Below are 25,776 nucleotides of genomic sequence, written 5' to 3' on the forward strand. Positions count from 1 at the left end.
ACGCAAGTGAGAGCCTCTCGTCCGTTCTAGATGGCCTGACGGTCTCCTCGGTTCCAGCCCGCTCCGGGTCGGTACGGGCGCGGGTGCGGCCGGTCAGCCTGCCGGCTGGCCGGTCAGACCAGCCTGCGGGCCGTCGCCCAGCGGGTCAGCTCGTGCCGGTTGGACAGCTGGAGCTTGCGCAGCACCGCCGAGACATGGGACTCCACCGTCTTCACGGAGATGAACAGCTGCTTGGCGATCTCCTTGTAGGCGTAGCCGCGGGCGATCAGGCGCAGCACCTCGCGCTCGCGCTGGGTGAGGCGGTCGAGGTCCTCGTCGACGGGCGGGGCGTCGGTGGAGGCGAAGGCGTCGAGGACGAAGCCGGCCAGCCGGGGCGAGAAGACGGCGTCGCCGTCCTTGACCCGGAAGACGGCGTCGACCAGGTCGGTGCCGGTGATGGTCTTGGTGACGTAGCCGCGGGCGCCGCCGCGGATGACCCCGATGACGTCCTCGGCGGCGTCGGAGACCGACAGCGCGAGGAAGCGGACCGGGTGCTCCGGGTCGGCCATCAGCGGGGCGCAGCGGCGCAGCACCTCCACCCCGCCGCCGCCGGGGAGGTGGACGTCCAGCAGGACCACCTCGGGGCGGGTCGCGGTGATGACGGTGACGGCCTGGTCGACGTCGGCGGCCTCGCCGACGACCTCGACGCCCGTACGGTCGGTGGCCCCGATCTCCGCCTGCACACCCGTACGGAACATCCGGTGGTCGTCCACCAGCACGACCCGCACGTGGCGCTCCGTCGTCTCTTCGGTCGTCATGCCGCCGCCCTCTCCATTTCCAGCTCCACTTCGGTTCCCCCACCGGGCACGGAACGCAGTCTCGCCGTGCCGCCGTTGCGCTGCATCCTGCCGATGATGGACTCGCGGACGCCCATCCGGTCGTCCGGCACCGCGTCCAGGTCGAAGCCGGGCCCCCGGTCGCGCACGGAGAGGAAGACCGTGCGCCCCTCGACCTCGGCGTAAACCTGGACGGCGCCGCCCTCGCCACCGTACTTGGCGGCGTTGACCATGGCTTCACGAGCGGCCTGCATCTGTGCGGCCAGCTTCTCGTCCAGGGCGCAGTCGCCGACGACCACGACCTCGATCGGCACCCCGTGGTGGTCCTCGACCTCGGCGGCGGTGGCCTTGACGGCCTCGGCGAGGGTCTCGGGCTCCTCCGCCTCGTCCTTCCCGCGGCCCTCCGGCCGGTACAGCCAGGCGCGCAGCTCGCGCTCCTGAGCGCGGGCGAGCCGGGCGACCTCGCGGGGGTCCTCGGCGTTGCGCTGGATCAGGGTGAGGGTGTGCAGGACGGAGTCGTGGACGTGCGCGGCGACCTCGGCCCGCTCCTGGGCCCGGATGCGCATGGTGCGTTCGGCCGAGAGGTCCTGGGTCATCCGTACGAGCGAGGGGCCGGCCAGCAGCGCGATGCCGACCAGGACGGCCAGCGACGCCTGGAGGACGGTGCCGAGGTGCTCGCCCGAGCCCTGGAGCACGACGATGCCGGTGACGCCTACGCCGGCCAGGGCGACGCCCGCGGCGCCGCGCGCGAGCGGCAGGACGCGCTTGCGGCGGCTGACCTCCATCCAGTGGGCGCGGCGGGCGTTGTCGGCCTGGCGCCAGACGAGGGCGACGCCCGCGCCGACGAGCAGCAGCGGCCAGATGTAGGCGTTGGCCCGGCCGAGGTGGAGGTTGTCGACGAAGATCGCGGCGCCGATGACGAGCGCGACGAGCGCGAAGACCTGTCCCCGGTCGGGCTTGCGGGCGAAGAGCCGCCGCCGTCCGTCGGGCCAGGTCTCGGCGGGCGCCGGGCGCGGCGCCTCGACGCCGCCGACGCCGAGCGGCACGACGAACCAGAACACCGCGTAGAGCACCGCGCCCATGCCCTGGGCCAGCAGCAGGGCCAGGAAGACGATGCGCACCCAGGAGACCGGCGCCCCCAGGTGCCCGGCGAGGCCACGGGCGACGCCGCCGAGCATCCGGCCCTCGGCGCTGCGGTAGAGCTTGCGCAGTGGGGGGCTGTCGGGGGGTGGGGCGGTGGTCATGGTCCGATCGTCACATGTGGTCGTGGGCGCGGGCATCAGGGTCGACCCTGACGGGACCCGGGGGTGCCCTGCGAGGTGCCCTGCGGGCGGCTTTGTCCCCTACCCGCCCCTTCCCGTAACCGGGGGCTTCGCCCCCGGGCCCCCTTTCCGCGCTCCGCGCGGTGTCCTCAAGCGCCGGACGGGCTGAGTTGTTGCCCGGAACCGGGCTGAGAAGTTGTTGCCTGGGGCCAGGCGGAAAGCCGAGCTCGGACCGGGCGAAAATCCAGCCCGGCCGGCGATTGAGGCCACCGCGCGTCAGCGCGGAACGGGGGCCCGGGGCGGAGCCCCGTTCGGGAAGGGGCGGGTCGGGGAAAGCCCCCGGCAGGGCACCCCCTACCGACCGCGGCGGAAGCCGTCCCGCACCGCGTCGAACACCGGCCGGTGCCGGTCCCAGTCCGCCTTCGGCGCCGAGAGGTAGATCGCGTACTCGTTGCCCCCCTCCCGCCCGAACCCCAGGTCGATCGCCCGGAAATCCCGCGCACGGCCCTTGAACTCGAACTCCCAGACCGCCGCCGGCTCCCCCCGGTACGTGGTCTCCTGCATCCGCCCGCGCTGGTAGCCGTCCACCTTGGTGCGCATCTGCGACTCGACGTCCTTCCAGTGCTGGAGGTGGTCGGAGCTCGCGAAGTCCAGGACGTTGACCTTGAGGTTCGCGAGGCCGGTCCCGTCGATGTAGTCGACCTCCACGGACGACTTGGCCCGCCGGGTCCAGCCGTCCGGCACGGGGAAGGAGACGCCGAGCTTCTCCTCCTTGACCAGGTGGTAGCCCTTGGGGACGACCGGGGGCGGTTCGACGGAGGACGAGGGTCTCGTCGGCGCCGGGGAGGAGCCCGGCTTCGGGGCGTCCTTCGCGGGCGCGTCGCGGGCGGTGACGTCCTCGGTGCCGCCGTCGCGGAGGTAGAGGGCGGCGGCACCCGCCAGGCCGGCGACCGCGACGACGGAGACCGCGATCACGATCCACGTCGGCGCGCGCCTGGAACGGCGTTCGCCGCCGTCGCCCTTACGGCCGCTGCCGTCCTTCTTACGGTCGCTGCCGTCCTTACCGATGCCGCCGTCGCCCTTACGGACGCCGCTGTCGCCCTTACGGATGCCACCGTCGCTCTTACGCTCACCGACGTCCTTACAGACGCCGCCTTCGCTGCCGCCCCTGCGCACCGGCTCGGGCACCGCCACGGGCTCCGTCGGCACCGCCGAGGGCCGGGACGAGGGCCGGGACGCCGCCCCGCCGCCGGAGGCCCCCCGCACGCCCTCGGGGTCCAGCGACATGAGCGCCGTCTCCGCCTCCGCCGCCGGCTCCCGCAGGATCTGCTCGGCGAGTTCGGCCGGGGGTCGCAGGTCCGGCTCCTTGGCGAGGAGGGTCTCGACGAGCCGGGTCAGCGCGCCCGCCCGGCGCGGCGGCTCCAGGGGGTCCATGGCGATCGCGTAGGCCGTCTCGACGGCCGTGTCCTTGCGGAACGGCGGGCGGCCCTCCAGCGCCTGGTACAGGGTCGCGCCGAGGGCCCACAGGTCGGAGGCGGGGCCGGGCTTGCCGCCCTTGACCCGCTCGGGCGCGATGTAGTCGATCGAGCCGACCATCTCACCGGTCTTGGTGAGGGTCGAGGTGCCGGTGGACTGGGCGATGCCGAAGTCGGTGAGGACGACCCGGCCGTCGTGGCCGAGCAGGACGTTGCCCGGCTTCACATCGCGGTGCAGCACCCCGGCGGCGTGCGCCGCGCGCAGCGCCGCGATCATTCCGCGCCCGATGCGGGCGGCCTCCTCGGGGGTGACCGTGCCGTTCTGGAGGACGTCGCCGAGCGTCCGGGAGGGCACGTACTCCATGACGATGCAGGGCAGCCCCCGGTCGTCGACCACATCGTGGACGACGACCACGTTGGGGTGGGTGATCCGGGCGGCGGCGCGGGCCTCGCGGCGGGTGCGCTCGTGGAGCGTGGCGAGCTCGTCCTCGTCCAGATAGGGCGACACATGCAGCTGCTTGAGCGCCACCTGACGGTCGAGCAGCTCGTCCTGGGTGCGCCAGACCGTGCCCATGCCGCCGCGGCCTATCCGGTCCAGGAGCCGATAGCGCCCGGCTATCAGCCGACCCTGGTCCGGCAGCGGCCCCGCCGCCTCGGACCCGGACACCGACTCCGTCACCCTGCACCCCTCCGGTTCCCCCGCAAGTGATCGATGCGCCACGATATCGGCCACCCTCTCAGGGGATATCTCAGGGAACGGCCAGGGTCGCCGGGTGTGCCGCAAGCGCGTTCCGGTTGACACCATGTCCTGTATGACCGACACACCCACCAGCGAGGACGCGCAACCGGCGGGCGCGGTTCACGGCATGACGCACGAGGCCCGGCCGCCCCTGCGGCGCAGCCGTGACCACAAGGCGATCGCCGGCGTCTGCGGCGGCGCGGGCCGCTGTTTCGACCTCGACCCCGTCGTCTTCCGGGTGGTGCTGGGCGTCCTCTCGGTCACCGGCGGGCTGGGCCTGATCCTCTACGGGTTCGCGTGGCTGCTGATCCCGCTGGAGGGCGAGGAGGAGAACGAGGGCCGCCGGATGCTGTCGGGCCGGGTCGACGGCCCGGCGCTGACGGCCGTGCTGTGCGCGCTGGTGGGTTGCGGCCTGTTCCTGTCGATGCTCAACAACAGCGCGGTGATGTCCTTCGGGCTGATGCTGACGATCGCCACGGCGGGCGCCGCGTACTGGTCGCGGCACCGGACGGAGGAGCGGGAGGACGTGCCCGCCGCCGAGAAGCACGCGCAGAAGCCGAAGACGGCCCCGGCGCCGCCCGAGACCCAGGCGCCGCCCGCCCCGGGCGGCCCGTCCTGGTGGCGGGACCCGATCGTCAAGGACGGCACGACGGGCCCGATGGGCGCGGAGACCGGCTATCTGTGGGGCCCGGACGACGGCCCGCGGGACCGGTGGCCCGAGCCGGGGCCCCGGGGCCGGGAGGCGGCCGCCCGCCCGGCGAAGGCGGCGCAGGGCAGGCCGCTCGGCGGCCGGACGTTCCTGCTGGCCCTCCTCGCGTTCGCGCTGGGCACCGGCCTGGCCTGGCACCACCAGCCGCTCGGCACCTGCCTGGAGATCGGTCTGGCGGCGGCGCTGGGCGTCTTCGGGCTCGGCATCTCGGTCAGCTCGCTCTACGGGCGCACGGGCGGCGGCACGGTCGTCGCGGCCGTGCTGACGGCGGTCCTGCTGACGGGTGCCGCCGCCCTGCCGAAGTCGGTGAGCACCGACTGGACGCGGTCGACGTGGCGCCCGGCGGACGCCGCGGCGGTGCGCGGGGAGTACCGGGTGGGCAGCGGCGTCGGCGTCCTCGATCTGACGGACCTGAAGTGGCCGGGGGACGCCCCCCTCCGCACGGCCGCCGAGGTCGGGGCCGGGCAGCTCAGGGTGGTGCTCCCGCAGGACGTCACCGCGAAGCTCACGCTCGACGTGGGCGTCGGTGACATCCAGCTGCCCGGCGAGGCGCGCGACGACATCGACGTACGGTCCGGGCAGCGGCGGAGCACGACGCTGGGCCCGCTCCCCGGGAAGTCCTCCCGGGGCACCCTGGAGCTCCGTCTCAAGGTCGGCATCGGACAGGTGGAGGTGACCCGTGCGGCGGCATGACTTCGAACCGGGCAAGCTCGTGGTCGGGCTGGTGCTGCTGGGCGGCTGCGCCGCCTATCTCGCCGCGGCCCACGGCTCCTGGCACTTCCCGGCCTACGCCCTGCTGCCGGTCCTGGCCGCCGGCTTCTGCCTGGCGGGCCTGGTGTCCTTCCTGGCGTTCGTGGTGCGCCGGGCCCGCGCCCGGGGCGCCGACCCGGACGGGCCGGGCGGCGGTGCCCCCTCGCGCGGGGGCACCGGGTGAGCCGGTAAGGGTGCCTCAGGCGCCCGTGCGGACGCCCAGGGCGCTGCCGGCCAGCCACTCCTGCCAGTCGATGTTCCAGTCGCCGTAGCCGTTGCCGAAGCGGTCCATCGGCTTGGGCTTGGTGCTGCCGACGACCCGCACGACGTCGCCCTTGAGGCTCATCCCGTACAGCCACTTGGCGTTCTCGGTGGACATGCCGATGCAGCCGTGGCTGACGTTCTCCTTGCCGAAGGACTCGGCGTTGTCCGGGGCCGCGTGCACGTACTCGCCGCTGATCGTCTCGCGCATGCTGAAGTCGTACGAGCCGAAGAACCCGTCGGGGTGGTTGCGCGGGATGCCGATGGAGAGCGAGTCCATGACGACCCGGCCCTCCTTGGCGAGGATCGTCTTGATGCCCTCGCGGGTGCCGAAGCCCTTGGACTCGTCGCCGCCGCTGATCTCGATGGTGCGCAGGGTCTCGCCGTTGCGCACGACGGTCATCTTGCGGGTCTTGAGGTCCACGGTGTTGACCATGGAGTCACCGACCGTGAAGGAGACCTTACGGTCGCCCGCGGCGGCCGTGCCCTCCGCGAGCCGCACCCCCGCGAGGCGCGCGTCGAGGGTCACCTTGGTGCCGGTGGGCCAGAACTTCTCGGGCCGGAAGTGGACGCGGGTGTCGCCCTTGGTCTCGTTCCAGTGCCAGGCGCCCGCCACCCGCGGGGAGGTCGAGACCTTCAGCCGCCCCTCGATGCCGGCCCGCAGCTCGGGCGAGACCTTCTGCTGCTTGAAGACGAGGGCGAGCGGCTGGCCCACGCCGACCTTCTCGCCGTTCTCCGGGGCTATCTCGGGCCGTACGACCCTGGCGGCGCCGGCCAGCATCTTCGCGGGCGGCGCCGGCTTCTCGGTCACGGGCGCGGCGGAGGGCGACGGCGCGGCGGAGGACGGTGAGGACTTCGCGGCGGGCCGCTCCTCGGCCTCGGCGCCTCCCCCGCACGCGGTGACGGCCAGGCCCGTCAGGGCCACGGCGGCGGACAGCCCGACGCAACGGGAAAGGCGGCGCATGGTTCTCCTACCGGTGTTTCTTCCGGCCACGGCGATGCCGGGGGGCGTGGGCCGCCGGGCAGCGCCCGGGGCCGCGGAACGCCCCGCGACGCCGGGACATGGCGATGCCGAGGCGGGTATGCCTCGGCATCGATCCATCGTATGCGGCGCATGTGGCGACATATGAGGCCCGAAAGGACGAGCGACCCCCGCCGACAGGAGGGGGCGCCGCCCCGCCCGCCGCCGTGACCGGCCGGGTCAGTCCAGCAGCTCCGGCTCGCTGCGCGTGATCTGCTGGTACAGCGGCTGGTAGTTGATCCAGGCGACCAGGTCGTTGCCCAGCTGCTCGCGCGTGTGCTCCGCGTTCGCGGGGTCGATGAGCACCGGCTTCCCGGCGGCCTTCGCCGTGAGCTGGACCTGGCAGGAGCGCTCCATGGTGATGAACCACCACGCGGCCGCGTCGACCGAGTCGCCGACCGTGAGCAGCCCGTGGTTGCGCAGGATCACGGCCTTGTGCGGGCCGAGCGCGGTGGCGATGCGCCGGCCCTCCTCCTCGTCCACGACGACGCCCGTGTAGTCGTCGAAGAGCGCGTGGTCCTGGTAGAAGGCGCAGACGTCCTGCGTTATCGGCTCCAGGAGCTCCCCCAGCGAGGACAGGGCCCGCCCGTAGGTGGAGTGGCTGTGGGCGGCGGCCACCACGTCCGGCCGGGCCTTGTGGACCTGCGCGTGGATGGCGAACGCGGCCTGGTTGACGTGGTACCGGCCCTCGACGACCTGGCCCAGGTGGTTGACCATGATCAGGTCGCTGACGGTGATGTGCTTGAAGGACATCCCGAAGGGGTTGACCCAGAAGCAGTCCGTGAACTCCGGGTCCCGCGCGGTGATGTGCCCCGCGACGCCCTCCTCGAAGCCGAACCGCCCGAAGAGCCGCAGCGCGGCGGCCAGCCGCTCCTTGCGGTGGCGGCGTTCGTCGTCGGTGTTCTCGTGCTTCGGCGGCATGGCGAACCGCAGTCGGTCGGTGGGAACGGGCTCGGGCGTCTGCGACATGAGGCGGCTCCTTCGCTGCGCGTCCGGGGTACGGGTTTTCGGCTCCGGTACGCAACGGAAGCTACCTCCGGGTACGCGTGGGCGACAGAGGCGCGGCGGCCGGGTGTGCGCCTGCGGCGGGCCTTTCCCCTACCCGCCCCTTCCCGAACGGGGCTCCGCCCCGGACCCCGGTCCTCAAACGCCGGACGGGCTGAAATCAGCCCGTCCGGCGTTTGAGGACACCGCGCGGCAGCGCGGAAGGGGGGCCCGGGGGCTTCCCCCCGGTTCGGGAAGGGGCGGGGCTGGGGAAAAGGCCCCCCGTGTGCCCCAGGATCGCCTCGGCCAGCGGCCCCAGACACTCCCGCGGCAGAGCGTGCCCTATCCCCGGCATCACCACGAGGCGGGCCCCGGCGATCGCCTGCGCGAGGTGGCGGGCGTGCGGCGGTGGGAAGACGGGCTCGGCGGTGCCCTCGACGACGAGCGTGGGGACGGTGTTCCGGGCCAGCTCGGCCGTCCGCAGCAGGCCCGAGGCGTCGGCGCGGTCGTGGGCGGTGGTGACGTCGTAGCGGCCGGCGTGCTCGATGTCGCGGCGCTCCCGCTCGCGCAGCTCCTCGGCGTGGAAGGGGAGCTCGTCGCCGCTGAGCAGCCGCCAGTGGGCCACCCGCCGGTCCAGCTCGGCCTCCAGGCCGTGGTCCTCGACCGGGCGGGCCCACAGCTCCGCGACGCGCGGATCGACGCCGGGCAGGTCGGCGGCGGCGGTCTCGGTGCCGTCGGGGGCGGTCAGCGGGCGCTCGCTGAGCGCGCAGGTGCCGATCAGGGTGGCGCTCAGCAGCCGCTCGGGGTGGTCGGCGAGGAGCAGCTGGGCCAGCAGGCCGCCGAGGGACAGGCCGGCGATGTGCGCGCGTCCGGCGCCGTGGGCGTCCAGGACGGCGAGCGCGTCCTCCGCGAGGTCGCGGATGCGGTACGGCCGCCGCTCGTAGGCCCGGGTGGAGCGGCCGGTGTCACGGTGGTCGTAGCGGATCACGCGGTGGCGGACGGCGAGGGCGTCGACGAACTCCTCGGGCCAGCCCAGGGCGGACACCGTGGCGCCCATGATCAGCAGGAGCGGAGGCGCGTCGGCGGGCCCGCGCGCCTCGGACCACAGCCGTACGCCGGGTGCGATGTCGACGGTCCGCCGCACGGCCCGCCCCCTCCCGTATGTCCCGCGCGCCCCGCTCCGGTTCCCGGGGCCGTCCCCCCGGGGAAACGACCGCGCCGCCTCCCCGTCACGGACGGGAAGGCGGCGCGAGGCCCGTTCAGCGGGTGGGGACTACTCCCACTCGATGGTGCCCGGGGGCTTGCTGGTGATGTCGAGGACGACGCGGTTGACGTCGTCGACCTCGTTGGTGATGCGGGTCGAGATCTTGCCCAGCACGTCGTACGGCAGGCGCGACCAGTCGGCGGTCATGGCGTCCTCGGAGGAGACCGGGCGCAGCACGATCGGGTGGCCGTAGGTGCGGCCGTCGCCCTGGACGCCGACGCTGCGGACGTCCGCGAGCAGGACGACCGGGCACTGCCAGATCTCGCGGTCGAGACCGGCGGCGGTCAGCTCCTCGCGGGCGATGGCGTCGGCCTCGCGGAGCAGGTCCAGACGCTCCTTGGTGACCTCGCCGACGATGCGGATGCCCAGGCCGGGGCCGGGGAAGGGCTGGCGCTGGACGATCTCGTCCGGCAGGCCCAGCTCGGCGCCGACCATGCGGACCTCGTCCTTGAACAGCTGGCGCAGCGGCTCGACGAGCTCGAACTCCAGGTCCTCGGGGAGGCCGCCCACGTTGTGGTGGGACTTGATGTTGGCGGTGCCGGTGCCGCCACCGGACTCGACCACGTCGGGGTAGAGGGTGCCCTGGACGAGGAACGCGACGTCCTCGCCCTCGGCGCCGGCCTCGGCCACGATCTCGGCCTGGGCCTGCTCGAAGACGCGGATGAACTCCCGGCCGATGATCTTGCGCTTGGTCTCCGGGTCGGAGACGCCGGCGAGGGCGGTCAGGAAGCGCTCCTGGGCGTCGACGACCTTCAGCTGGACGCCGGTGGCCGCGACGAAGTCCTTCTCGACCTGCTCGGTCTCGCCCTTGCGCATCAGGCCGTGGTCGACGTAGACGCAGGTGAGCTGGTCGCCGATGGCCTTCTGGACGAGGGCCGCGGCGACGGCGGAGTCGACGCCGCCGGACAGGCCGCAGATGGCGCGCTTGGTGCCGACCTGCGCGCGGATCGCGGTGACCTGCTCCTCGATGACGTTGCCGGTGGTCCAGGTGGGCTGGATGCCGGCGCCGCGGTAGAGGAAGTGCTCCAGGACCTGCTGGCCGTGCGTGGAGTGCATGACCTCGGGGTGGTACTGGACGCCGTAGAGCTTCTTCTCGTCGTTCTCGAAGGCGGCGACGGGGACGACGTCCGTGGACGCGGTGACCGTGAAGCCCTCGGGGGCGGCGGAGCAGGCGTCGCCGTGCGACATCCACACCGGCTGCTCGGCGGGGGTGCCCTCGAAGAGGGTCGAGCCCGGCCGGGAGACGGTCAGCGGCGTACGGCCGTACTCACGGGCACCGGAGTTGTCGACGGTGCCGCCGAGGGAGGTGGCCATCAGCTGGAAGCCGTAGCACATGCCGAAGACGGGGACGCCGGCCTCGAACAGGGAGCGGTCCACGGTGGGCGCGCCCTCTTCGTAGACGGACGAGGGGCCGCCGGAGAGGATGATCGCCTTGGGCTTCTTCGCGAGCATCTCGGCCACCGGCATGGTGGACGGGACGACCTCGCTGTAGACCCGTGCCTCACGGACGCGGCGGGCGATGAGCTGGGCGTACTGCGCGCCGAAGTCGACAACGAGCACCGGCTCCGCGGTGTTGTCGTGGGCGGCGGTGGGTGCTGCTGACACGGGTGCGGCCTTCCGGCGGGGTGAGGAGGGGGTCTCTATTTGTCGATTCTACCGGGGCGCGGGGGCTTGCTTTTGTCTCACCATCCGAACCCGGACCCGGCCGGTCTTGGCCGCGGGGCGGTTCCGGGGCCATACTGTCCCCCATGCGCAAGCACCTGACCTACGTCTTTACCTATGGCGACCGGCCCGTCCGGCTGCCATGGTCGTGCTGCTTGAGCAACTGACAAGCGACTTCCCAGGCGCCCCGGGCCGACAAGGCCCGGGGCGCCTGTCGTTTTTCCCGGGTCTCGCCGCTCCGGGGGCCACCGCCCCTTTTTGGAGGATCAGACATGAGCGCGCAGAGCACCGTCCTGAAGGCCGACACCGGCGCCCGCACCGACGCGGCCGCGGACGTCATCACGGGCGCCCGGCAGCGGATCGACGACCTCGACGGCCGGATCATCGGCCTCGTCCAGGAGCGCATGGCCGTCTCGGCCGTGATCCAGCGCGAGCGCATCGGGTCCGGCGGCCGCCGGGTGAACCTGTCCCGCGAGATGGAGGTCCTCAACCACTACAGCGAGCAGCTGGGCAAGCCGGGCACGGCCCTCGCGATGACGCTGCTGGAGCTGTGCCGGGGCCGGATCTGACCGCGCCCGCGCCGGGGCCGCCGCCCCCGGCCGCCCGCGCCCGGCGTCGCGCGCCGTACCGCCCCGTCACCCGTACGGCGCGTGACCGGCCCGCGGGGCGCTTCGTTGGACCCGGTGTCGCACCACCCAGGAGCGGCCCACCGAGATCCATACGTGGTTTCCGTCCCTGTCCATCCGGGCGCCCGGCCACGAACGGGGCGGATCCGCCGGAGTGTGAGACGTACGCGTGCGTACGTCGTGGGACCTCACTCCGGTGGCACGGCGACCGGTCAGCAGGGGACAGCAGTCCGGCCGCCACCGAAGGACGGTCGGTTCCGGGGACGCCTGGAACCGACCGTATCCGGTCGAAACGGTTGCGCCGAGCGCGGTGTGTCCCGCACGATGCAAAGGGAAGGACCGGAGCCCGGCCCGCACCGCCATTGGTTCGACCATCCCTTCGACCCTGCGGCGGTACGCACCCCGGACCGGCCCGGACACCCGCTCCGGACAAGCGTTCCGAGCACCGGTTCCGAGCACCAGGCACTTCCCCGCACCGCCCAGCACGCGAAAGCCCGCGGCGCTCCCCCCGGCGCCGCTCCGCGGCACCGACCCTGCCCTGACCCTCGGTGCCGGCAGTCAAGGGCCCCGTGGCCGCCCGCACGCCCCCGCGGAGGCGGCCCGGGGCCCTTCGCCGTGCCCCCGCCCGAGGCGGTTGTGAAATCGCTCACGTGTGCGCGGCGGGTGATCTGGTGTCACATGGGGCGTCCTACGATGACGGGTGAACGTGCCAACCAGCACGGCCATACCGCGCTCTCCCCCCACCGCGACGGCCTTTACTTCGGAACCCAGAGGTCTCCATGAAGCTTCGCCGCGCTCTGGCGACTGCCGCTGTCACGGCTGCGATCGCTCCCGCCGCGCTGCTCGCGGCCCCGGCCGCGTACGCCGTGCCGGCGGCGCCCGCAGGGTCCGTGGACGCCGGTTCGTCCGGCGACACCGCGCCCGCCACGTCCGAGGACTCTTCGGGCGGCGGGGCGAAGGACCCCTCCGCCGCCCCGGCGGCCGGGAAGGCCGTTCTGCCGGTCCCGGCCGCGGACGACAAGAACCCGCCCTCGGAGAACCCCTGCAAGAAGCAGGCCGATTCGAAGGAAAAGCGGGCCACCACCGAGCTGATCAGGTTCCCCGACAAGGTCGTCGCCGGTGCCGACCCGCAGGAGTTCTTCCTCCGGGCCACCAACTCCTCAAAAGACCGCCTGAAGTCGATCTGTCTCCACGTGGACACCATGAGCTGGGTGTCCGACGCAGCCAGCACCGACTCGACCGAGTTCGTGACGCTGGAGTGGCAGGACCCGAAGGGGACTTGGCAACCGATCACCAACAAGCGTGACGACTCGATCCACTTCGGCTATGTCGATGACCTCCCGCCTGACGAGTACACCGACGCCAAGCTCCGGCTGAAGGTCGACGGCAAGGCAAAGGCCGGCGCCGCGAGCACGTACCACTCCGGCATCTTCGCGGGCAAGGACGACGTGTGCGGCAAGACGGAGGCCAAGGCCAAGGACTCGGAGAAGATCAAGGACCGGAAAACCCTCCAGATCCTGCCCGCCGACACCCAGCCCGGCAAGATCGACCACTCCAAGAGCCCCTCCCCCTCGCCCAGCCGGCCCGGCGGCGGCGCCAAGTCCTCCGCCAGCCCGAGCCCCAGTTCCTCCGCCAAGGCCAGTTCCAGTGCCAGCCCCAGCGCGAGCGCGAGCGCCAGCGCCTCTTCGAGCACCGGAACCGCCGGAACCACCACGAGCGGCGGCACGACCACGGGTGGCAGCGGCACGTCCGCCCAGGGAAGTGCGTCCAGCTCCTCGGCCAACGGTGAGCTCGCCACGACCGGTTCCTCGTCCTCGACCCCGGTGATCGCCGGGCTCGCCGGGGCCGCCGTCGTGGCGGGTGGCGCGGCCGTGGCCGTCACGCGGCGCCGTAAGAACAACACCTGAGCACCGGCTCGGTGAACAGGTAAGGCCCGCACTCCTGGAGTGCGGGCCTTACTCCCTTCTACGCCTCGGGCGGCCGCGCCGGAGGCACCGGCGGCACCGCCAGGAACGGCAGCCGCAGCGCCGCGAACGCCTCCTTGGGGACCGCCGGGTACCGCGGCTCGACCGTGGCCACCCGCTCATACGGGCGGCCCTGTGACGGGCGCGGGTCGGCGTCGCCCTTGTTCGGCCAGAGCGACATGGCGCGCTCCGCCTGGGCCGTGATGGTCAGGGACGGGTTGACGCCGAGGTTGGCGGAGACGGCGGCGCCGTCGACGACCGAGATCCCCGGGTGCCCGTACAGCCGGTGGTAGGGGTCGATGACGCCCCGCGAGGGGTCGGCGCCGATGGGGCAGCCGCCGATGAAGTGCGCGGTGAGCGGGGTGCCCATCAGCTCGCCGACGTTGCTGCCCGCGAAGCCGTTGATCTCCTGGGCGAGCAGGGTGGCGGCCCGGGTCGCCGCCGGGATCTGCGTCGGGTTGGGCGCGCCGTGCCCCTGCCGGGCCGTGAGCAGTCCTTTGCCGATGCCTTTGTCCTTACGGTAGGTCGTAAGGGAGTTGTCCAGCGACTGCATGACCAGCCCGATGATGGTCCGCTCGGACCAGCGGCGGTTGGACAGCGAGCGCAGCAGCTGCACCGGGTGCCGGGCGCACCGCGCCGCGAAGGCGAGCGCCCGGGGTGCCCGGGTGCCGACCGGCACCTGGAGCACGGACAGCAGGCCCATCGCGTTGGATCCCTTGCCGTACCGCACGGGCTCGATGTGGGTGTCGGCGTCGGGGTGGATGGAGGACGTGATGGCGACGCCGCGGGTGAAGTCGGCGCGGGGCTCGCCGTGGGCCTTGCGGTAACGGCGGTCGTCGGTCTGGGCGCCCACCAGCGCCTCGGAGTTGGTGCGGGTGAGGCGGCCGAGAACGTCCGGGACGCGGGGCAGCAGCCCCTTGTCCTTCATGGTGTGCAGCAGCGCCTGGGTGCCGTAGGTGCCGGCGGCGACGACCACGTACCGGGCGCGCAGGACCCTCGGCCGGGCGCGGGCGGCGGTGTGACGCTTGTCGGTGGGGACGGTGACGACGCGGTAGCCGCCGTCCCGGTGCTCGGTGACGGCGACGACGGTGGTCATCGGGTGGATGACCGCGCCGGCCTGTTCGGCGAGGTGCAGGTAGTTCTCGTTGAGGGTGTTCTTGGCACCGTGGCGGCAGCCGGTCATGCACTCGCCGCACTCGGTGCAGGCCCTGCGGGTGGGGCCCGCGCCGCCGAAGTACGGGTCGGCGGCCTCCCCGCCCGGCGGGGCCTTCTCCGTGCCGTCGGCGTCCTTGCCGTCGCCGAAGAACACGCCCACGGGCGCCATGTGGAAGGTGTCGCCGACGCCCATCTTCTCGGCGGCCGCCTTGAGATGGACGTCCGAGGGCGTCATGGTCGGGTTGAGGCGGGCGCCGAGCATCCGGCGCGCCTGGTCGTAGTACGGCCGCAGCTCCTCCCGCCAGTCGGTGATGCCGGCCCACTGCGGGTCGTCGAAGAACGCCTTCGGCGGTACGTAGAGGGTGTTGGCGTAGTTGAGGGAGCCGCCGCCGACGCCCGCGCCCGCCAGGACCATCACCTTGCCGAGGAGGTGGATGCGCTGGATGCCGTAGAGGCCCAGGGCGGGTGCCCACAGGTAGTTGCGCAGGTCCCAGGAGTTCCTGGGCAGCGTGTCCCGGGTGAAGCGCCGGCCCGCCTCCAGCACCCCGACGTCGTAGCCCTTCTCGGTCAGGCGCAGGGCGGACACGGCGCCGCCGAACCCCGAGCCGACGACGATCACGTCGTAGTCGAACGCTGACATCTCCACCTCCGGCAGGACAGCCCGCCGGAACGCCACGGGGCGGTCCGGCGGGGTACTTCCGGCACCGCGCTCAGCGCAGGCGCAGTGCCTTCATCACCCGCAGGCTGCGGGTCATGAACTCCGCGTACTTCTCGTCCGTCATCCCGAAGGCCGGGCCCATCGGGAGGATCCGCTGGTGGGCCACGGTCTGGGCCTCGGTGTACTTGAGTATGCCCTCGGAGCCGTGCCGGCGGCCGAGGCCGGAGTCGCCCATGCCGCCCATGGGCGACTGGGCGCTGCCGTAGGCGGCCGCGTAGCCCTCGTTGATGTTGACGGTGCCGGTGCGCAGCCGGGCGGCGACCGCGGCGCCCCGGCGGGCGTCCTTGGTCCAGACGCTGGAGTTCAGGCCGTACGGGGTGGCGTTGGCGCGCTCGATCACCTCGTCCTCGTCCCGGAAGCGGTAGACCGACACGACGGGGCCGAAGGTCTCCTCGGTGCACACCGCCATGGGCGCCTCCACCCCTTCGAGGATGGTCGGCTCGTAGAAGAGCGGGCCGATGTCGGGCCGGGGGCGGCCGCCCGCGAGCACGGTGGCGCCCTTGGCGACGGCCTCCTCGACGTGCCGCGTCACGGTCTCCAGCTGCCGTTCGGAGACGAGCGAGCCCATGTCGGCGCCGTAGGCGAGGCCGGTGCCGAGCCGCATGGCCCTGGTGCGGGCGGCGAAGCGCTCGGTGAACTCGTCGGCGACCGACTCGTGGACGTACAGCCGCTCGATGGATATGCACAGCTGGCCGGCGGAGGAGTAGGCGCCGCGGACGGCTCCGGCGGCGGCCTTCTCGATGTCGGCGTCGTGCAGGACCAGCATGGCGTTCTTGCCGCCGAGCTCCAGGGAGCAGCCGACCAGGCGGGCCGCGGCGCCCTGGGCGACCTCGCGGCCGGTGCGGGTGGAGCCGGTGAAGGAGACGTAGTCGGCGTGGGCGACGACGGCGGGGCCGATGACCGGGCCCTCGCCGAGGACGACCTGCCAGACCTCCTCCGGCAGACCGGCCTCGATCATCTGCTCGCGCGCCCAGAGGGCGGTCAGCGCGGTCTCGGTGTCGGGCTTCATCACGACGGCGTTGCCCGCGACGAAGGCGGGCAGCGCGTCGCCGACCGACAGCTCGAACGGGTAGTTCCAGGGCGCGATCTGGCCGACGACGCCGCGCGGCTGGCGCAGCTCGGTCACCTTGGTCAGGGTCGGGATGACGCCTGTGTGGCCCTTGGGACGCAGGTACGCGGGGCCCTTGCGCCCGTAGTGGCGGGCGGCGACGGAGACGGACTGGACCTCCTCATGGGCGTGCAGCCGCGCCTTGCCGGTCTCCAGCTGGATCAGGTCGACGACCTCGGACTGGCGGCGCAGCACCAGGTCGTGGAAGCGCAGCATGACGGCGGCGCGTTCGCGTGCCGGTACGGCGGCCCAGTGGCGCTGCGCCTCGCGTGCGCGCGCGAAGGCGGTGGCGACGTCCTCCGGGGTGGATTCCGGCAGGTCGGCGAGCTTCTCGCCGGTGAACGGCGTGTGGTTGAGGGTGCTGCCGGAGCCGATCACGCCCCGGGTGAGACGGGCCACGAGGGTGGGCGTGACGACGTCGGCGGCGGTCCGCGTGCCCGCCGGGGCGACAGGATTGCCGCCGTTCTCCGCCGCCACCGTCGTTGCTGTTGCGCTGTGCCGCGAGTCGGTCATGCGGCTGAGCGTATGTCGGGCGGCGCGCTTTGGGTACCCGTTAGTAACCGGATTTCGCCGGTCCCCCGCGCTCGACTACTCCTGAATCCTGAGGTACTTGACGACGTTCTCGAAGAGCTTGTCGCCGCCCTTACGGCCGTCGCCCGCGGCGGCACGCGGCGCGGTGAGGACGTAGGGGTTGGCGGGACGGGCCCGCCCGGGGCCGGTGGGGGCCTCGCCCCGTGCCCTCAGGGGCTCGAAACGGGTCTGACGCGTACGAACGTGTCGAGGGCCGTGGTCATATGGCGGCGCACCTGCGCGGCGCGCGCCGCCGGTCCCGAGACCCACACGTCGTACGACTTGCCCGCCTCGTCCCAGCAGATGTCGTACGTCCGCAGGGTCCGGTTCCCGTCCGGGCCGTCCCAGGTGAACTCCCAGGAGGCGGCGGGAAGTCCGCGGTGGCGGGTCTCCGTGACCGTGGCGCCGCGGTAGCCGGGGTAGCGGGACGGCGCCCGGGCGGCGGCGGTGCGCAGGGTGCCGGCGGGGCCGCCCGGCTGCGGGTCCTGGATGAGGACGCCGAGGCTGAACTCCTTGCCGGGCGAGTAGTAGAAGACCCGCGGGGGTTCGAAGGAGCGGGTGAAGCCGTCGGGGACGGCGAGGGCGAATCCGGCCGGGTCCTGGACCGCGTGGTATCCGGCGGGGGCCCGGACGGGGGCGGAGACGGGCGGCTGCGCCCCGGAGAGCGGCGGGGAGACGGTCGGGCGGGACCGGGGCAGGGGCCCGCTCGCGGCCCCCGTCGGCGCGAGCGGGCCGACGGCGTCCCGGCCGGACAGCAGGGCGGCCAGCCCGGCGCCCACACCGGCCAGGGCCACGACGGCGACGGCCGCCGTAAGGGCGACGCGGGCCCGGCTCGCGGGCCCGTACGGGGCGTAGGGCGGAGGCGAGCCCCGCTGCCCTCCGGCGGGCTCGCAGACGGGGGCGAGGTACGCGCGCAGCAGCCGCTGGGCCTCGTCGGCGCCCATCCGGCGGCGGGGGTCGCGCTCCAGGAGGCCGCGTACGACGGGCAGCAGGGGGCCCGCGCCGACGGGTGGCCGGATCTCGTCGTGGACGACGGCCTGGAGGATGCCGCCGAGGGAGTCCCGGCGGAAGGGCGACTCCCCGCTGAGCGCGACGCACAGCAGCACGCCCACGGACCAGAGGTCGGAGGCGGCGCCGGTCTCGGCGCCCGCGATCCGCTCGGGCGCGGTGAACTCGGGGGAGCCGACGAACGCGCCGCTCTCCGTAAGGGTCGTGGCACCGGACACGTGGGCGACTCCGAAGTCCGTAAGGACGACGCGTCCGGTGCCGGTCTCCAGCAGGACGTTGGCGGGCTTGATGTCCCGGTGCAGCACCCCGCGCGCGTGGGCCGCGCGGACGGCCCCGAGCAGCGCGACCCCGATCCTGGCCGCCTCGGGCAGGCCGACCGGCCCGTCGGCCACCAGCACGTCGGACAGGGTGCGGCCCTCGACGAGCTCCATGACGATCCAGGGGCGCCCGTCCTGCACGACGACGTCGTGGAGGACGACGACGTTCGGATGGCTGATCAGGGCGGCGGCCCTGGCCTCGCGCAGGGTGCGGTCGAGCTGCGCACGCGTGGCGGCACCGGCGAGCGGGCCGCCGTCGACGTGCAGTTCCTTGACGGCGACCTCACGGGCCAGGAGCTCGTCGGTGGCCCGCCATACGGTGCCCATGCCGCCCCGGGCGATCCTCGTACGGAGGCGGTAGCGGCCGGCTATCAGACCATCGTGCGCGGCGAAGGTCCCCATGAGCACATCTTGCCCCAGGGCCCACCGGCGCTACCCCGTACGGGGCGGCCGGGTCGACCGGGTCGGCCGGATTCGCCTGCCGGACGCCCCGCGCGGGGTGTCCGGCTGACCGTAAGGACGATCGGACTTGAACCTGACGTTACGTGAGGTTGCATGGTTGGGGCATGACTGTTTCCGACACCTGGAAAGTGGGCGCGCTCGCCGAGGCCAGCGGGCTGACCGTGCGCACCCTGCACCACTGGGACACCGTCGGCCTGCTCAGCCCGTCCCTGCGCAGTGCGGGAGGCCACCGCGAGTACACCGAGGACGACCTCGTCCGCCTGTACCAGGTGCTGGCCCTCCGCAGCCTGGGGCTGGGCCTGGAGAGCATCTCGCTCTGCCTCGACGGCGGGTTCGACCCGGCGCGGCTGGTCCGGGACCACCTGGCGGGCGTGGAATCGTCCCTCGCCGCCCTCGGCGCCCTCCGGCAGCGGCTGGTACGGCTCGACGACGAGCTGTCCGCCGGCCAGGCGCCCACGACCACGATGCTGCTCGACGCCTTGCGGGCGATCGGCGGCACCGGCACGGCGAGCGAGGAGGTCCTGCGCCGTCACCTGGACCCCGACGGGATCCAGGTCCTGCGCACCCGCGCGGCGGCCCTGGGGCCCGCGACGCACTACCTGCTGGAGGTCGAGTGGCCGGAGCTGTACCGCAGGGCCGAGCGGCTCCGGGCGGCGGGCACTCCTCCGACCGACCGGAAGGTACGGCGGCTGGTGGCGCGCATGGACGAGCTGAGCGCGCTGTTCACCGGCGGCGACACCACCGTTTCCGCCGGGGTGCGGGGCGCCTGGCACGAGGACCCGGCGGCGATGTCCGGGGAGACGCCCGCCGCGGCCGACGGATGGCGGGGGCTGGCGGAGTATCTGGAGGCGGCCCGGGACGCCCGGCCCTGACCGGGCGGCTTTTTCCCCAGTCCCGCCCCTTCCCGAACGGGGCTCCGCCCCGGACCCCGGTCCTCAAACGCCGGACGGGCTGATTCTGCCCGGACCGAGCGGAAATTCAGCCCGTCCGGCGTTTGAGGACACCGCGCGGAGCGCGGAAGGGGGCCCGGGGCGTCAGCCCCCGGTTACGGGAAGGGGCGGGACTGGGGAAAAAGCCCCGCGCCGAGGCACCCGCCCCGTACCCCCCCGCCCCGAGCACCCCTCCCGAAAAGGACCTGAACATGAACCGCCGAACCCGTATCCGTACCGCCCTGGCCACGACGTTCCCCACGGCCCTGACCCTCCCGGTCTGCTGGCTCCTGGCCGCCTCCGGCCTGGTGCCGTGGAACCTCCTCCTCGCCCTGCCGATCGCCCTCGTGGTGCATGCCGCCGTCAGCTACACCCGCCTGCCCGCCGGACCCGGCCGCCCGAGCGCCGGAGAGGCCGCGGGGCGAGGAGAGGGCCGGTCATGAGCGCAGGCGCCGGAGTCGCGCGTCGCCGGGCGGCCCGTGGCGAGGGGAAGGCCCGTCAGCCCTCGACGAGCAGCAGTACGCCCCGGCTGCCCGGCCGCACGGAATGCACCGCTCCGGCCGGTACCACGTACATCTCCCCCGCCTCCAGCACCACTTCCTCCCCCTCGACCAGCAGCTCCAGCCGCCCCTCCACCACGAACAGCGCCTCCGCCTCCGCGTGCGACTCCGGCGGCAGGCCCTCCCCGGCCATCCGCAGCGCCTTCACCCGGGCCCCGCCGGTCTCCCCCAGTACGGCCGACCGCCACGCCTCGGGCAGTCCGGCCGCCACGTCCACAACCTTGATCTTTTCCATGTCCCGGACGCTAGTCGCGCGACGCGACGCGTTGGCTGACCGTCGGGTAAAGCCTGGCGGCCACGGGCCGGGGCGGCACGAAAGGTGACATGAAGGGTGACATGACACTCGTCCGGCCCGGCTCCGCCCGACCGGACGCACGGTAAGAGCCCATGAGGCATCATCACCGGATGAATCACCTCGCACTGGTGGCCATCGTCGTACGCGACTACGACGAGGCCATCGACTTCTACGTCAACGTCCTCGGCTTCGCGCTCGTCGAGGACACCCGTATCGACGAGCGGAAGCGCTGGGTGGTCGTCTCGCCGCCCGGCGCCCGGGAAGCGGGCCTCCTCCTCGCCCGGGCGGCCAACCCCGCCCAGGAGGCGCGGATCGGGAACCAGACGGGCGGGCGCGTCGGCCTGTTCCTCGACACCGACGACTTCGCGCGCGACCACGCGCGGATGCTGGCGGCGGGCGTCGCCTTCGAGGGCGCGCCCCGGCAGGAGCCCTACGGCACGGTGGCCGTCTTCCAGGACCTGTACGGGAACCGCTGGGACCTGATCCAGCGGCGCCGCACCGGGCACTGAGGTCCCTACGAACCCGTCCGCCCGTCCACGAGCTCCCGCACCACGTCCAGGTGCCCGTTGTGCCGGGACGTCTCCTCGATCAGGTGCATCAGCACCCACCGGAGCGTCATGTGCCGCCCGTCCCGCACCGCCCGCCGCGCCCGGGCCTCCAGGTCCGTCGCGGCCACCAGCTCGCGGTACCGGGCGCTCTGCTCCTCGTACGCGGCGAGGATCTCCGGCAGCGGGATGTCGACGGCCGTGCGCATCTCCCAGTCGGGGTCGTCCTCGGTCCACGGAATCGTGTCCTCCTCCCCGAGGAAGACGACCTGGAACCAGTAGTACTCGACGTACCGCAGGTGGTTGAGCAGCCCGCACAGGGTCATCAGCGGGGAGCCGGGCAGCGGCGCCTTACGGGCGTCCTCGGCGGTCACCCCCTCGCACTTGGCGCGGGCGGTGTCCCGGGCGTAGTCGAGGAAGGTCGTCAGGGAGGCGCGTTCGTCCCAGGTGGGGGGCGTGTCGGTACGGGTCACCGGCGCATGATCCAGCTCGCCGGCACCCGGCGTCGACCGATTTAAGCGACGGCGGGACGGCGGACGGCGGTACGGGCCGCCGGGGCCGGGCGCCCCCGGCGGGTTACCAGGCCAGGCGTCCAGACCAGACGTCACGGCCCAGGGATCCCGGCCCAGGCATCCCAGCCGACCGCGCTCACCCCACAGCCGTGCCGAACCTCCGCCGGTACGCCGACGGGCTGAGCCCCGTGTCCCGTCGCAGCCGCGCCCGCAGGTTCGCCGTCGTGCCGAGGCCGCTGCTGCGGGCCACCACCTCAAGGCGCTCCTCGCCGCGCTCGATCAGGCGGCGGGCCAGGGTGACCCGTTCCCCCGTGAGCCAGGCCAGCGGCGTCGTGCCGAGCTCGGCGCGGAAGCGGCGGTGCAGGGTCGCGGGGCTGACGGCGGCCCGCGCCGCGAGGTCGGCCACCGTAAGGGGCTCGCCGAGCCGCTCCTGCGCCCAGGCCAGCAGCGGGGCCAGCGACTCGTCCGGCACCTCGGGTACGGGCCGCTCGACGAACTGGCGCTGCCCGCCGTCCCGGTGCGCGGCGAACACCAGGCGCCGGCTGACGGAGTTGGCGACCTCGGCACCGTGGTCGCGGCGCACGATGTACAGGCCGAGGTCGAGCGCCGCCGCGCTGCCCGCCGCCGTAAGGATGTCGCCGTCGTCCACGAACAGGACGTCCGGTTCGAGGCGCACGCCGGGGAAGCGGGCGCGGAACCCGTCCGCCCACTGCCAGTGGGTGGTGGCCCGGCGCCCCTCCAGCACACCCGCCTCGGCCAGCGTGTACGCCCCGCTGCAGAACCCCACCAGCCGCGCGCCCCGCGCGTGCGCCCGCCGCACGGCGTCCAGCAGATCCGGGCGGCGCGGTACGTGGGTGTCCGGCCGGTTGGGCACGATCAGGGTGTCCGCGGTGTCGGCCGCGTCGATCCCGGCGACCCCGGTGAGCGTGAAGAACCCGTCCCGCATGACGGTGTGCGGCTCGGCGGCGCAGAGGGCGAAGTCGTACAGTTCCCGCCCGAGTTCGGGCCTGCTCAAGCCGAAGATCTCGATGGCGCAGCTGAGCTCGAACGGATTCGAGTTCGCGTCGACGATCACGACGACGCGGTGGAGCCGGGGCGCGGGATCCGCGTGCGAGGATTCTTGCGGCATATGCGATTTCTAGCACTCACACGATCGTCCGGACAGTCCCCAGGATGGGCGGCATGAGTAACGCACCCATCGCCCTGCACGAGGCCCTGGCCTCCTTCGACGCCTTGTGGAGCCCCCGCATCGTGTCCCGCGTCAACGACTACGACGTACGCCTCACCAAGGTGGCGGGCGAGCACCTCTGGCACGTGCACGACCACACCGACGAGTTCTTCCTCGTCCTCGACGGCGAACTCCGCATCTCCCTGCGGGACCCCGAGGAGCGCACGGTCGTCCTCCCCAAGAACTCGATGTTCACGGTCCCGCGCGGCACGGAGCACAAGCCGTCCGCCCCCACGGGCGCGACGATCCTGCTGTTCGAGCCCTCGGGGACGTCGACCGTCGGCGACCGCCACGAGGAGGTCCCCGACCACGTGGACGAGACGACGGGGCACGCCCTGTCCTGAGCGGCCGCGTGACGCCGGGCTTCCGGGGCGACGGGGGTGCTCCGGAAGCCCGGCGAGAGGGGGGAACTGCCGTTCGTTGAATGTCCGTGAGTGCTCATCGGAGCCCTCGGACACGGCAGAGGAATGGTGAACGTGAGGACTGAGGAGGAGCGCGCGGCCGCGGACCGCGAGGGCCGGGGCGGGACACGGCGATGGCCGGGGAAGACCCGCGGACCGGGCCGGAAGCCGCGGAAGCTCAGGCAGCCCCGGAAGAAACGTCCCTGGTGGCAGGAGTTCCTGATACTCGCCGGTGTGGCGCTGGTCCTGGCCCTGCTGATCAAGACCTTCCTGGTGCAGGCGTTCTCGATCCCCTCCGGTTCGATGGAGAACACCCTCCAGATCAACGACCGGGTCCTGGTCGACAAACTCACCCCGTGGTTCGGCGCGAAGCCGGAGCGCGGCGAGGTCGTCGTCTTCAGCGCCCCCGACGGCTGGGCGCAGCAGCTCCCGGACGAGGACGGCACCGTCCCGCGCAGCGTGCAGACGGCGCTCTCCTTCATCGGCCTGATGCCCTCCGCGGATGAGAAGCACCTGGTCAAGAGGGTGATCGGGATCGGCGGCGACACCGTCACCTGCAAGGCGGGCGAGCCGCTGAAGGTCAATGGGAAGCCCTTGAAGGAGCGGTACCTCCACCCGGACGCGACTCCCTGCGACGACTCCCCGGCCGGCACGGTCAAGGTCCCCGAGGGTCAGCTGTGGGTGATGGGCGACCACCGCAACGACTCCGCGGACTCCCGCCTGCACCGGGAGGCCCCGGACCACGGCTTCGTACCCGTGAAGAACGTGATCGGGCGAGCCGTCGCGGTGGCATGGCCGATCTCCCGCTGGGACACGCTGCCGACGCACTAGGTGTGCCGCGTGGTGGCCCGGCCGGGGGAACGCGGCGGCGCGGGACGCGGGCGTCAAGGAATTCTTGACAAGGTGATCATGTCAAGGTTTCCTTGACGCATGTTGACCTCGCGTTCGAAGGACCGGCACCGGGACCTCTTTCCCGCCACCGCGCCCATGACCGCCGCGCTGCCGCTCGCCATAAGCCTCCCGGCCGTGTCGGTGATGTTCGGCAACCGGTTCGGCACCACCGCCACCGTCGTCCTGACCGTCCTGGGCCTCGCGCTCATCGCCTGCACGGCCGGTCCGGCCGCGCGGTCCGCGGAGCGGGCGCGCCGTGACGAGGCCGTCCTCGACGCCCTCGAACCCCTCGCCGGACTGCGCCGATGAACAACGCACCGCTGCTCCACCCCGCGGAGATGGACCGGATCCGGGAAGGCATCGCCGCGGCCGTCCTCGGCGCCCCCGAGGGGCTGGCCGACTCCCTCGAACACGACCCCCACGGCTACCTGCGCCTGGTGGACGCCTCCCGCGTCGGCGCCGAGGAGTCGAGCCGGCTGCTGCGCGAGGCCGTCCAGGGCGCCAGGGCCGCCGGCCACAGCTGGGACGCGGTGGGCCGCGTCCTGGGAGTGAGCCGCCAGGCCGCCCAGCAGCGCTTCGCGGGCAAGGCCACGGGCGCGGGCCCGTCGGCACCGCCCGCCGGGGGCCCGGACGCCCCGAAGCGCCGCACCCTCGGCGGACTGTCCGCGTTCAACGAGATGGCCGCCCTGGAGGAAGCCGGCCGCGACGGCTGGCACGTCGTCGGCTACGGCCCCTTCTTCCACGAGGTGGAGTGGTCCGGCCACCCCTGGGAACACTGCCGGGTCACCCTCCCCTCCGCCGCCCGCCACCGTCGGATGGAATCCGAAGGCTGGATCCCGGTCGGCGCGGGCTGGTTCCCCTGGCGGTACTACAAGCGGCCCGTCAACCCCGGCTCCTAGCCAGGCGCCAGGGACGGTGCGCACCCCACAGGTGGCGATCACCCGCTCCGGTCTCGGCTCCCCGGAGGACGGCACGCTCTTCTTCCCTGCCAGGGGAGGGCGGAGCCGGTACTGTGGTGGTGCGACGCCCACCCGGCCGGGCAGCCGGGGGCCGCGCCCTGATGGGCGCGACCGCCGGGCGTAGCGGAACCCACCACCGGAGGCCACGGTGGCGGGCTCCTGGAAGGACCACACGCTGATGGTCCCTCGCTAATTTGTCTGGCGAGGGGCTACAGCTTGTGCCTCACCTCCAGCCACCACCGGAACACCGCGACGATGACGGCGCCCACAAGGGGAGCCGACCAGCGGTAGATCCGGTAGAGCCGGGCCCGCAGGCGAGACCGGTCCTTCTTCTTGCGATGGCGCACGTGCTGCGCCTTTCTCCCGGGGTGGGCATCACCCACCGGCCATCCCTCTCACGGAGGGCTGACCATGGGCGCGGCCACCCGGAGGCTCCCGGGGGCCGCGCCCCAAACAGCCCCCGTCAGGCGGGTGGCTGACCGTTGCGGGCGCCCCGGAGAGACCGGCACGTCACGTCGTCATCACGCGGGAGCATAGCCGTGATCCGCGTCACCCGATAACGGAACGCGGCAAGCAGGCGACCGAT

The 25,776-nt window shown here is 73.2% G+C and carries 25 protein-coding genes; 11 read left to right on the plus strand and 14 right to left on the minus strand.

What is annotated here, in order from left to right:
* Positions 1–113 precede the first annotated feature (113 nt).
* From AF335_RS28785 to AF335_RS28795, 3 genes are all read right to left on the minus strand, one after another.
* Positions 114–797, minus strand: a complete 684-nt coding sequence (locus tag AF335_RS28785; RefSeq protein WP_087926666.1) for a LuxR C-terminal-related transcriptional regulator — start codon at positions 795–797, stop codon at positions 114–116.
* On the minus strand, positions 794–2,059 hold the full coding sequence (locus AF335_RS28790; RefSeq protein ID WP_184743373.1) for an ATP-binding protein: 1,266 nt from the start codon (positions 2,057–2,059) through the stop codon (positions 794–796). Before AF335_RS28790 ends, AF335_RS28785 begins: the two co-directional genes overlap by 4 nt.
* A gap of 372 nt (positions 2,060–2,431) precedes the next feature.
* Complete coding sequence (locus tag AF335_RS28795; RefSeq protein ID WP_280524651.1) at positions 2,432–4,231, minus strand: serine/threonine-protein kinase; 1,800 nt, start codon at positions 4,229–4,231, stop codon at positions 2,432–2,434.
* A gap of 133 nt (positions 4,232–4,364) precedes the next feature.
* Between AF335_RS28795 and AF335_RS28800 the strand changes: the two genes are divergently transcribed.
* Complete coding sequence (locus tag AF335_RS28800; protein ID WP_102921357.1) at positions 4,365–5,693, plus strand: PspC domain-containing protein; 1,329 nt, start codon at positions 4,365–4,367, stop codon at positions 5,691–5,693.
* A complete protein-coding gene (locus AF335_RS28805; protein ID WP_102921358.1) occupies positions 5,680–5,934 on the plus strand; it encodes a hypothetical protein in 255 nt (84 codons plus the stop codon). The genes AF335_RS28800 and AF335_RS28805 overlap by 14 nt, the downstream gene beginning before the upstream one ends.
* A 15-nt stretch (positions 5,935–5,949) precedes the next feature.
* Here the strand turns inward: AF335_RS28805 and AF335_RS28810 are convergent, their stop codons facing one another.
* The 4 genes from AF335_RS28810 to guaA all read right to left on the minus strand — a co-directional run bounded on the left by AF335_RS28810 (position 5,950) and on the right by guaA (position 10,885).
* Positions 5,950–6,975 (minus strand): L,D-transpeptidase, encoded by a 1,026-nt coding sequence (locus tag AF335_RS28810; RefSeq protein WP_102921359.1) that lies wholly within the window; start codon positions 6,973–6,975, stop codon positions 5,950–5,952.
* A 237-nt stretch (positions 6,976–7,212) separates the two neighbouring features.
* Positions 7,213–8,001: a class II aldolase/adducin family protein gene (locus AF335_RS28815; protein ID WP_102921360.1), complete on the minus strand. Its 789-nt coding sequence runs from the start codon at positions 7,999–8,001 to the stop codon at positions 7,213–7,215.
* Positions 8,002–8,197: 196 nt separating this feature from the next.
* Positions 8,198–9,160 (minus strand): alpha/beta fold hydrolase, encoded by a 963-nt coding sequence (locus AF335_RS28820; RefSeq protein WP_102921361.1) that lies wholly within the window; start codon positions 9,158–9,160, stop codon positions 8,198–8,200.
* A gap of 129 nt (positions 9,161–9,289) precedes the next feature.
* Positions 9,290–10,885: a glutamine-hydrolyzing GMP synthase gene (guaA, locus tag AF335_RS28825; RefSeq protein WP_102921362.1), complete on the minus strand. Its 1,596-nt coding sequence runs from the start codon at positions 10,883–10,885 to the stop codon at positions 9,290–9,292.
* Between the two features lie 329 nt (positions 10,886–11,214).
* On the opposite strand from guaA, the gene AF335_RS28830 reads away from it, so the two are divergent.
* Together AF335_RS28830 and AF335_RS35250 are read left to right on the plus strand one after the other, a co-directional pair.
* Positions 11,215–11,511, plus strand: a complete 297-nt coding sequence (locus tag AF335_RS28830; RefSeq protein WP_102921363.1) for a chorismate mutase — start codon at positions 11,215–11,217, stop codon at positions 11,509–11,511.
* Positions 11,512–12,347: 836 nt separating this feature from the next.
* Positions 12,348–13,475 (plus strand): LAETG motif-containing sortase-dependent surface protein, encoded by a 1,128-nt coding sequence (locus tag AF335_RS35250; RefSeq protein WP_184743370.1) that lies wholly within the window; start codon positions 12,348–12,350, stop codon positions 13,473–13,475.
* 58 nt (positions 13,476–13,533) lie between these two features.
* On the opposite strand, the gene AF335_RS28845 is transcribed toward AF335_RS35250, so the two are convergent.
* The 3 genes from AF335_RS28845 to AF335_RS28855 form a co-directional block, all read right to left on the minus strand.
* A complete protein-coding gene (locus tag AF335_RS28845; protein WP_102921482.1) occupies positions 13,534–15,327 on the minus strand; it encodes a GMC family oxidoreductase N-terminal domain-containing protein in 1,794 nt (597 codons plus the stop codon).
* A gap of 70 nt (positions 15,328–15,397) precedes the next feature.
* Positions 15,398–17,026 (minus strand): succinic semialdehyde dehydrogenase, encoded by a 1,629-nt coding sequence (locus tag AF335_RS28850; protein ID WP_102921366.1) that lies wholly within the window; start codon positions 17,024–17,026, stop codon positions 15,398–15,400.
* A gap of 227 nt (positions 17,027–17,253) precedes the next feature.
* Positions 17,254–18,810, minus strand: a complete 1,557-nt coding sequence (locus AF335_RS28855; RefSeq protein WP_102921367.1) for a serine/threonine-protein kinase — start codon at positions 18,808–18,810, stop codon at positions 17,254–17,256.
* A gap of 164 nt (positions 18,811–18,974) precedes the next feature.
* On the opposite strand from AF335_RS28855, the gene AF335_RS28860 reads away from it, so the two are divergent.
* The gene (locus AF335_RS28860) at positions 18,975–19,742 is read left to right on the plus strand and encodes a MerR family transcriptional regulator (protein WP_102921368.1); all 768 of its coding nucleotides are present in this window, start codon (positions 18,975–18,977) and stop codon (positions 19,740–19,742) included.
* Positions 19,743–20,011: 269 nt separating this feature from the next.
* Positions 20,012–20,242: a hypothetical protein gene (locus AF335_RS28865; RefSeq protein ID WP_102921369.1), complete on the plus strand. Its 231-nt coding sequence runs from the start codon at positions 20,012–20,014 to the stop codon at positions 20,240–20,242.
* Between the two features lie 55 nt (positions 20,243–20,297).
* On the opposite strand, the gene AF335_RS28870 is transcribed toward AF335_RS28865, so the two are convergent.
* Positions 20,298–20,594 (minus strand): cupin domain-containing protein, encoded by a 297-nt coding sequence (locus AF335_RS28870; RefSeq protein WP_102921370.1) that lies wholly within the window; start codon positions 20,592–20,594, stop codon positions 20,298–20,300.
* 170 nt (positions 20,595–20,764) lie between these two features.
* Here AF335_RS28870 and AF335_RS28875 point away from each other — a divergent pair, with 170 nt between their 5' ends.
* Complete coding sequence (locus tag AF335_RS28875; protein WP_102921371.1) at positions 20,765–21,163, plus strand: VOC family protein; 399 nt, start codon at positions 20,765–20,767, stop codon at positions 21,161–21,163.
* Between the two features lie 5 nt (positions 21,164–21,168).
* Here AF335_RS28875 and AF335_RS28880 read toward each other — a convergent pair whose 3' ends face one another.
* Together AF335_RS28880 and AF335_RS28885 are read right to left on the minus strand one after the other, a co-directional pair.
* The gene (locus tag AF335_RS28880; protein ID WP_102921372.1) at positions 21,169–21,672 is read right to left on the minus strand and encodes a DinB family protein; all 504 of its coding nucleotides are present in this window, start codon (positions 21,670–21,672) and stop codon (positions 21,169–21,171) included.
* 175 nt (positions 21,673–21,847) lie between these two features.
* Positions 21,848–22,840: a helix-turn-helix domain-containing protein gene (locus AF335_RS28885; protein WP_102921373.1), complete on the minus strand. Its 993-nt coding sequence runs from the start codon at positions 22,838–22,840 to the stop codon at positions 21,848–21,850.
* A gap of 53 nt (positions 22,841–22,893) precedes the next feature.
* Between AF335_RS28885 and AF335_RS28890 the strand changes: the two genes are divergently transcribed.
* The 4 genes from AF335_RS28890 (at position 22,894) to AF335_RS28905 (ending at position 25,130) form a co-directional block, all read left to right on the plus strand.
* Positions 22,894–23,283, plus strand: a complete 390-nt coding sequence (locus tag AF335_RS28890; RefSeq protein WP_102921374.1) for a cupin domain-containing protein — start codon at positions 22,894–22,896, stop codon at positions 23,281–23,283.
* A gap of 123 nt (positions 23,284–23,406) precedes the next feature.
* On the plus strand, positions 23,407–24,171 hold the full coding sequence (gene lepB / locus AF335_RS28895) for a signal peptidase I (RefSeq protein WP_102921375.1): 765 nt from the start codon (positions 23,407–23,409) through the stop codon (positions 24,169–24,171).
* Positions 24,172–24,270: 99 nt separating this feature from the next.
* Positions 24,271–24,540, plus strand: coding sequence for a hypothetical protein (locus AF335_RS28900; RefSeq protein WP_102921376.1), 270 nt, complete (start codon positions 24,271–24,273; stop codon positions 24,538–24,540).
* Positions 24,537–25,130: a hypothetical protein gene (locus AF335_RS28905; protein WP_102921377.1), complete on the plus strand. Its 594-nt coding sequence runs from the start codon at positions 24,537–24,539 to the stop codon at positions 25,128–25,130. Before AF335_RS28900 ends, AF335_RS28905 begins: the two co-directional genes overlap by 4 nt.
* 269 nt (positions 25,131–25,399) lie before the next feature.
* Here the strand turns inward: AF335_RS28905 and AF335_RS34905 are convergent, their stop codons facing one another.
* Entirely contained in the window at positions 25,400–25,537 is a 138-nt protein-coding gene (locus AF335_RS34905; protein ID WP_170127829.1) for a hypothetical protein, read from the minus strand.
* Positions 25,538–25,776 lie beyond the last annotated feature (239 nt).

Origin of the sequence: Streptomyces eurocidicus (assembly GCF_002891295.1) — a bacterium.
In the GTDB taxonomy this organism is placed as follows: Bacteria; Actinomycetota; Actinomycetes; order Streptomycetales; family Streptomycetaceae; genus Streptomyces; species Streptomyces eurocidicus.

Bases quoted from the DNA above. Each gene is read 5' to 3' on its own strand.
- AF335_RS28785 (WP_087926666.1), bottom strand. From the start codon at position 797: ATGACGACCGAAGAGACGACGGAGCGCCACGTGCGGGTCGTGCTGGTG.
- AF335_RS28790 (WP_184743373.1), bottom strand. From the start codon at position 2,059: ATGACCACCGCCCCACCCCCCGACAGCCCCCCACTGCGCAAGCTCTAC.
- AF335_RS28800 (WP_102921357.1), top strand. From the start codon at position 4,365: ATGACCGACACACCCACCAGCGAGGACGCGCAACCGGCGGGCGCGGTT.
- AF335_RS28810 (WP_102921359.1), bottom strand. From the start codon at position 6,975: ATGCGCCGCCTTTCCCGTTGCGTCGGGCTGTCCGCCGCCGTGGCCCTG.
- AF335_RS28815 (WP_102921360.1), bottom strand. From the start codon at position 8,001: ATGTCGCAGACGCCCGAGCCCGTTCCCACCGACCGACTGCGGTTCGCC.
- AF335_RS28830 (WP_102921363.1), top strand. From the start codon at position 11,215: ATGAGCGCGCAGAGCACCGTCCTGAAGGCCGACACCGGCGCCCGCACC.
- AF335_RS35250 (WP_184743370.1), top strand. From the start codon at position 12,348: ATGAAGCTTCGCCGCGCTCTGGCGACTGCCGCTGTCACGGCTGCGATC.
- AF335_RS28845 (WP_102921482.1), bottom strand. From the start codon at position 15,327: ATGTCAGCGTTCGACTACGACGTGATCGTCGTCGGCTCGGGGTTCGGC.
- AF335_RS28850 (WP_102921366.1), bottom strand. From the start codon at position 17,026: ATGACCGACTCGCGGCACAGCGCAACAGCAACGACGGTGGCGGCGGAG.
- AF335_RS28855 (WP_102921367.1), bottom strand. From the start codon at position 18,810: ATGGGGACCTTCGCCGCGCACGATGGTCTGATAGCCGGCCGCTACCGC.
- AF335_RS28860 (WP_102921368.1), top strand. From the start codon at position 18,975: ATGACTGTTTCCGACACCTGGAAAGTGGGCGCGCTCGCCGAGGCCAGC.
- AF335_RS28865 (WP_102921369.1), top strand. From the start codon at position 20,012: ATGAACCGCCGAACCCGTATCCGTACCGCCCTGGCCACGACGTTCCCC.
- AF335_RS28870 (WP_102921370.1), bottom strand. From the start codon at position 20,594: ATGGAAAAGATCAAGGTTGTGGACGTGGCGGCCGGACTGCCCGAGGCG.
- AF335_RS28875 (WP_102921371.1), top strand. From the start codon at position 20,765: ATGAATCACCTCGCACTGGTGGCCATCGTCGTACGCGACTACGACGAG.
- AF335_RS28885 (WP_102921373.1), bottom strand. From the start codon at position 22,840: ATGCCGCAAGAATCCTCGCACGCGGATCCCGCGCCCCGGCTCCACCGC.
- AF335_RS28890 (WP_102921374.1), top strand. From the start codon at position 22,894: ATGAGTAACGCACCCATCGCCCTGCACGAGGCCCTGGCCTCCTTCGAC.
- lepB (WP_102921375.1), top strand. From the start codon at position 23,407: ATGGTGAACGTGAGGACTGAGGAGGAGCGCGCGGCCGCGGACCGCGAG.
- AF335_RS28900 (WP_102921376.1), top strand. From the start codon at position 24,271: ATGTTGACCTCGCGTTCGAAGGACCGGCACCGGGACCTCTTTCCCGCC.
- AF335_RS28905 (WP_102921377.1), top strand. From the start codon at position 24,537: ATGAACAACGCACCGCTGCTCCACCCCGCGGAGATGGACCGGATCCGG.